We start from the raw sequence: 6,076 nt of genomic DNA on the forward strand, positions 1-6,076 counted from the left end.
TAATAATATAAAGGGGGTCGATGACCATGAATTTTATAAAATATATACAATCAGCAGATGGTACAAATTTGTACGGTAAAATTAACACGGTTAATAACTCAAAAGCTAATGTCATTATAGTACATGGTTTAGCAGAGTATCTTGATAGATATGATGAGTTGGCGGCTTTTTTGAACGATAATCAATTTAATGTTATTCGTTATGATCAACGAGGGCATGGTCGTTCAGAAGGAAAACCTGTATATTATAATAATGAAAATGAAATTATTGAAGATTTGGATGCAACCGTACAATGTGTGATGGAAAATTGTCCAGGTAACATTTATTTGATTGGTCATAGTATGGGTGGTTATGCAGTTACTCTATATGGAACGAAGCATCCTGGGCTTGTTGATGGTATTATTACTTCTGGAGCGTTAACGAGGAATCATTTAAATTTGTTTGGAGACCTTGATAGTAATCACCCTTATGATATGTATATACCTAATGAATTAGGAGAAGGCTTATGTTCTGATGAAGAAGTAGTTCAAATATATGAGACGGATGATTTAATTGCTGAAGATATATCAATGGGTTTAATTTATACGTTATTAGATGGTGTTAAGATATTGAAAGAAAATGCAGCATATTTTACTGAACCGATATTGATCTTGCATGGCAAAGATGATGGATTAGTAAGTTATCAAGATTCACTAGAATTGTATAATGAAATTGGTTCTAAACATAAATCAATACACATTTATGACGGCCTTCAACATGAAATATTTAATGAGTCATCATATAATAAAAATATTTTCCGGGAAATTGTTGAGTGGTTAACACGTGAAATTAATAAATAGAGTTAAAGGGATAATACATCAATGGCGATGTATTATCCCTTTTCATAAAATATAGTTAATGTAATAAAACTTGAGTTACTAAAATGCCACCACCGAATACAAGTACAAAGACAACCACTGGCCAAACGAAACGGAACCAATGAGAATAACGCATGTTAAGCATTTGTAATGTAGCCATGACTAAACCGGTTGGGGCTAAGAATAACATTGCATATTGACCAAATTGATACGCCGTAACAATCGTATATCTAGGAATACCCACCGTATCGGCTAATGGTGCAAAAATAGGCATCGCTAATACAGCTAGTCCAGATGATGATGGAATAATAAATCCTAGGAAGAAAAAGATAAATAGTAATGCGATAACAAATAATGGACCTTGAATATTTTCAACAAGTGATGAAGAAAAATGTAAAATCGTATCTGATATTCTTCCGTTATTTAATACTAAATTGATACCACGTGCTAACCCTATAATAAGTGAGACACCTACTAAACTTGATGCCCCTTTAACAAATTCATCTACAACACCTTGTTCTCCCAATCCTTTTGGACCTGTCGCAGCTAAGAACATAATAATAATGGTAAATATTAGAAATGCTGAAGCCATAGTTGGGAACCACCAACCTTGAGACATGACGCCCCAAACCATCACAGGGAAGGGTATAACAAATAGTAATAAAATTAATTTCTTACGTGTAGTAAATGTTTGTTGCTGATTATCATGCTCCATGACAGACCATTGTTGATTAAATGTATCTTTATCTTCATAACTATATGAGGCTTCAGGGTTCTTTTTAATCTTTTTACAGTACCAATAGAGGTAACCTATAACAAACATGGCTCCGATAATACAACCGGCAACACGCCAGTACAATCCTTCAGCAAAAGTTGTACCAGCTGCATTAGAAGCGATAACCACTGAAAATGGATTGATTGTTGAGAATGTTGATCCCATAGAACTCGCCAAAAAGATAGCTCCTACACAAACAATAGAATCATATCCCATTGCGATAAATATAGGGACAAGAATAGGGTAGAAGGCTACAGCTTCTTCTTCTATACCACATAGTGTTCCACCAAGTACCATTAATATAGAAACAAAGAAAATTAAAAGAAATTCTCTCCCTTTTGTCTTTTGAGTCAACGCGAGAAGTCCGGATTCAAAAGCACCACTCGCTTGAACAACACCAATTAAACCACCTAGTATAAGTATAAAGACCATAATATCAGCAGCTTCAATTGTTCCGTTAACCATGCTACTTGTAATGTCAGTTAATTTAGCAGGATGTTGATCTAAACGTTCATAAGTATTTGGAATAGAAACAGGCTTATTAATCGCACCTGAAGTGAACTGATTAATATCAATTTTGACACCCATTTTGTCTAATTCCTGTTGTGTTGCTTTATGTGTTTCAACTTTACCTTGAGGATTTTCGACCTTTAATGAGTGATCTTCATAAGATAATTTTGAATACGAACCTGCTGGAATCATCCAAGTTGCTAATACAGCTAAAATGGTTAAAATGAATAAAATTGCAAAGGCACCAGGCATTTTCAACTTGAACTTTCTCTTAGGTGAAGATGTATGCTTTTCTTTTTTTATTTGTTCTGCTTTCATAAAAACTCCTCCTACCCAAATTCTATATTGATGAATTATTATAAATAAATATGCATTTAATTCCAAACAATTTAAGCATAACATGGATAGAGATAAACAGTGAGGAAAATTTAACATTTATGAGCAAATATTTATAAATTTAAAAATTTGTAAAAAATAGAGGATAAGACTTTAACTTAGTATAAAAGTAAGAGACTATAAGAAATTATGAATAAGAATATATTATTAATATGACTGACAAAGTCTTTTTTTAAAGATAAGTAAGTTTGAAGTTTGTATACTAATTACTTATTAAAAACAATAACAACCTAGTACAAGGGTGTATATATCACTATTGTACTGGTTGTTATATTGATATCCTAACTAGGATTGAATATATCTTTTCAAATGTTTGGCAGTTACGGATTGATCTATATCTAATAATCCTTTTGGCTCACCGCTATATAGTAATTGTCCGCCTTTATCGCCAGCATAAGGGCCAATATCTATAAACCAATCCGCTTGAGTCATCATTGTTAAATTATGTTCAATTAAAATAACGGTATTACCTTCTTCAATTAAATGGTTAAAGCATTCAATTAAAATGGGCAGGTCATCTTCATGAAGTCCAGTAGTGGGCTCATCAAAAATAAATATCGCATCATGTACAGTTTCTGTTAAATATTTACTTAATTTAACACGTTGAATTTCACCACCAGACAATGTATCAAGGGACTGTCCAAGTGTCATATAATACAATCCAGTATTGGCTAGGGCTTGTAAAGGTTGCACAATATGATTGTCATCTTTAAATTTCTCAATAGCTTCTTGAACTGTTAAAGATAAAATATCTGCAATAGAATAGCCATTTACTTTAGCTTCAAGCACTTCGGGACGATATCTTGTACCACCGCACATTTCACATGTTTGAGAAAAATCGGGCATAAATGCTAATTCAGTTTTAATAACTCCTTTACCATGACACTCTGGGCATGCACCTTCTGAATTATAACTAAACATACTTTTCTTTAAGCCAGTTTGCTTACTAAAGAATGCTCTTACATCATCAAAGATATTTAAATAAGTTAGTAGATTCGAACGGTTTGAAGCATGAGCAGGCTTTTGATCGATAAATATAGCTTGCTCATCTTTTTCAAATGCTGTTGTAATTAAAGAACTTTTACCAGAACCAGCTACGCCTGTAACAACAGTCATCGCATATTTAGGTAATTGAGTCGTAATATGTTGTAAATTATTTTTAGAAATATCCTTAATATCTAACATATCAGATGATACTCTTATATTTTCTTTTAGATTATGAGAGCGATGTAACGCTTGTCCAGTACTCGTACTAGATTTAAGTAAGTCTTGGTAACTACCTTCAAAAGTAATTTGTCCGCCATCTTTACCGGCTAATGGCCCAATATCGATAACATGGTCGGCAGTTTTAATGACATCAGGGTCATGTTCTACGACGAGTACTGTATTTCCTTTGTCTTTTAAAGATTGAATTAAATCATTAATTCGTTGAATATCTTCAGGATGCAGTCCAACACTTGGTTCATCAATAATATAAACTAAATCGCTCAATGGACTGTTGAGATGACGAATAAGTTTGATACGTTGCGATTCACCACCAGATAATGACGTGGTTTCACGAGATAAAGTTAGATAATTGAGACCTACATAACTAAGTGATTCAAGCTGTTTTTTTAACGGTTCGATAATTACTTGTGCTTTAGTAGAATGAATCTTATGTAAAAAGTCTAACGCATCATCAATTTGTAAATCAGTAAAATCAGCAATATTCATACCATTAATTTTACAACTTAGTACTTTATCATTGAGACGTTTACCATGACAATCTGGGCATGCATGTTTATGAACAACACGTTCTATATCTTTAGCAAATCTCTTTTTCTCAAAATTATCATTTAGTAAAAATGAGCGTCTGAACCTATGAATTAAACCTTCAAATTTTGCGGTTCTGGGCCAATTAGAAGGAGGATTTTTAAGTTTTGTTGGTTCAGTATATAAAAATGTATCTAATTCTTCCTTAGTATAATCTTTTAACTTTTTATCGTTATCAAACAATCCAGTATATAAATAACGTTTCCCTCTCCAACTATCAGGTCGGAAAGATGGAAAATTGATAGCATCTTCATTTAAAGACTTATCAAAATCAATTAATTCATTTAAATCAATATCCTCTACATAACCTAATCCTGAACAAGTTTCGCACATACCTTTTGTATTGTTAAAGGAAAAGACATCAGAATAACCTACAAATGGTTCTCCTATACGTGACCATAATAAACGTACTGATGCATAAATATCAGAAATCGTCCCAACTGTGGAACGAGAATTTCCTCCTAATCGTTTTTGATTAATAATCATTGAAACAGGTAAGTTTTGAATTTGATCAACATCAGGTTTTGAAAATTGACTCAATTGATGTTGTATATAACTTGAATAGGTCTCATTGAGTAAACGCTCAGATTCAGCTGCTAGTGTATTAAATACTAAAGAAGACTTACCGGAGCCAGACCTCCCTGTAAAAACTGTAAGTTGATGTTTAGGAATAGTAACATCAATATTCTTTAAATTATTTTGTTTGGCGCCAATGACTTTAATATCTGACATATGCCTTCACCTCTTAGTCGACTTTACCCTAAAATTGTTATCCAACTCGTTTAATGTTTGTATTTTAAGATTAACTATTAATATATAAAGTATATCTAGTTAAAAAATAAAAATTATATAAAATTGGAATTGATGATTGACTTTTTGTACAAAAATTCGTAACATTTTAATAAATAACCAGTTAAAGTAAGTGTTGGTTTTAATGTAAAAAGTATTTTTTATTTTAATACTTTTGAAAGCGCTTACTATTAAATGAGAAAGGATGGTCATTATGAAAGCTTGGTTTACTAAACTATTTGAATTTTTACCACGTGCAATCATTAATTTATTTATCTAGTAACATAGAATTGATTTGAAAATTAAAAATAAAATAGAGGTGCTGAATATGAAAAATAGAGAAAATAAATATAGTATTCGTAAATTTAGCGTAGGAACATCATCGATTTTAATTGCAGCCTTATTATTTATCGGTGGCGGTTCTGCACAAGCAGCTGAAAATCAAGATCAGGGAAATCTAGATTCTGAAGCTAAACAAGCACAATCTATTGGGGAACAACATGGGAATGATGTTAAAGATGAACAATTAAATCAATCTAGTGAATCAAAAAATAATAATGATAATGTTGAAGTACAGAATAATAATAAAAATGAAGAAGTAAAATCAAATTTACATAATGAATCATCTGTTGAGTTAAAAAATAATAATACAAATGAACAAAGCGTAGACAAAGAAGTCGACCCAGAATATAACAAAGCAGACAAAGAAAAAGAAGTAGATTCGGAATACAACAAAGCAGACAAAGAGAAGCAAGTGGATCCGGAATACAACAAAGCAGACAAAGAAAAAGAAGTAGATCCGGAATATAACAAAGCAGACAAAGAGAAGCAAATAGATCCGGAATACAACAAGGCGGACAAAGAGAAGCAAGTAGATCCGGAATACAACAAGGCGGACAAAGAAAAAGAAGTAGATCCGGAATACAACAAAGAAGAT

General features: G+C 32.1%; 4 protein-coding genes. 2 read left to right on the forward strand and 2 right to left on the reverse strand.

Going from position 1 to position 6,076, the window contains the following annotated elements; translation table 11 throughout:
• The first annotated feature begins 26 nt into the window (after window positions 1–26).
• Complete coding sequence (locus tag CD121_RS07335; protein ID WP_017637281.1) at window positions 27–839, forward strand: alpha/beta hydrolase; 813 nt, start codon at window positions 27–29, stop codon at window positions 837–839.
• Window positions 840–894: 55 nt separating this feature from the next.
• Here the strand turns inward: CD121_RS07335 and CD121_RS07340 are convergent, their stop codons facing one another.
• Window positions 895–2,460, reverse strand: coding sequence for a YfcC family protein (locus tag CD121_RS07340; protein ID WP_126567725.1), 1,566 nt, complete (start codon window positions 2,458–2,460; stop codon window positions 895–897).
• Between the two features lie 363 nt (window positions 2,461–2,823).
• On the reverse strand, window positions 2,824–5,082 hold the full coding sequence (locus CD121_RS07345) for an ATP-binding cassette domain-containing protein (RefSeq protein WP_108017153.1): 2,259 nt from the start codon (window positions 5,080–5,082) through the stop codon (window positions 2,824–2,826).
• A 385-nt stretch (window positions 5,083–5,467) separates the two neighbouring features.
• Between CD121_RS07345 and CD121_RS07350 the strand changes: the two genes are divergently transcribed.
• A partial coding sequence (locus tag CD121_RS07350) for a YSIRK-type signal peptide-containing protein (protein WP_126567728.1) occupies window positions 5,468–6,076 on the forward strand: 609 nt, incomplete at its 3' end.

This window comes from Staphylococcus pasteuri (genome assembly GCF_003970495.1).
GTDB classification, from domain to species: domain Bacteria; phylum Bacillota; class Bacilli; order Staphylococcales; family Staphylococcaceae; genus Staphylococcus; species Staphylococcus pasteuri.